This window comes from Corallococcus sp. AB049A (genome assembly GCF_003668885.1).
GTDB classification, from domain to species: domain Bacteria; phylum Myxococcota; class Myxococcia; order Myxococcales; family Myxococcaceae; genus Corallococcus; species Corallococcus interemptor.
The window spans coordinates 1-1130 of sequence record NZ_RAWL01000812.1; the positions used below are offsets into that span (position 1 = coordinate 1).

Here is a 1130-nt window from a genome sequence, read left to right on the forward strand (position 1 = left end):
GTGTATAAGAGACAGTCCCCATCTCGCGCGCGGCCTCCGCGCCGGGCCGGGACCTGGCCGTGCTGCTGGAGCAGGCGCGCAGCATGAACGCCAGCGACCTGCACCTGGTGGCGGGACGGCCTCCGCTGATGCGCCTCGCCGGTGAGCTGCTCCCGCAGGACACGCCGCTGTCCCCGGAGACCGTGGAGCGGCTGCTGCTGCCCATCATCCCGGAGCGGCTGCGGCCCGTGCTGGAGCGGGACGGCAGCGTGGACTTCGCGCTGGACTCCGAGGACACCGGCCGCTTCCGCGTCAACGTGGGCCGCCAGCGCACGGGCCTCAAGGGCGTCTTCCGCGTCATCGCCCGCGAAATCCCCACCCTGGAGTCGCTGGGCCTGCCCGCGGACATCGCCAAGGCCACGCACCACCACCAGGGCCTCATCGTGCTCACCGGCCCCTCCGGCCACGGCAAGACGAGCACGCTCGCGGCGCTGGTGGACATCATCAACCGCGAAACCACGCACCACGTGCTCACCGTGGAGGATCCGGTGGAGTACGTGCACCCGCGCAAGCGCGCCCTCATCAGCCAGCGCGAGGTGGGCACCAGCACCCGCACCTTCGCCAGCGCCCTCAAGGGCAGCCTCCGCGAGGACCCGGACGTCATCGTCGTGGGCGAACTGCGCGATACGGAAACGGTGCGCATGGCGCTCGCCGCCAGCGAGACGGGCCACCTGCTCATCAGCACCATGAACACGCCCAGCGCGGCGAAGACCATCGACCGGCTCATCGACCTCTTCCCGCCGGGAGATCAGCAGCAGGTGCGGCTGTCGCTCTCCAGCGGCCTGCGCCTCATCGTCAGCCAGCGGCTGATGCCCGCCGCGGACGGCAAGTCCATGGTCGCCGCGGCGGAGGTGCTCACCGGCTCCGTGGCCCTGGGCAACCTCATCCGCGACAACAAGACCTTCCAGATCCCCTCGCTCCAGCAGCGCGGCAAGTCGCTGGGCATCATCCGCTTCGAGGACTCGCTCGCGGACCTGGCGCGCTCCGGCAAGGCCACGCTGGAGACCGTGAAGGGCTTCGCGGAGAACCCGGACGAAATCGAGGCCATGGTGACGGGCCGCCGGCCTGGAGCCGCCCCCACCGTGCCCCCG

The 1130-nt window shown here is 71.2% G+C and carries 1 pseudogene; it reads left to right on the plus strand.

Annotated features, from left to right (window positions below):
- Nucleotides 1-44: 44 nt before the first annotated feature.
- Nucleotides 45-1130: pseudogene (locus tag D7X55_RS39580) on the plus strand (type IV pilus twitching motility protein PilT); the annotation flags it as partial.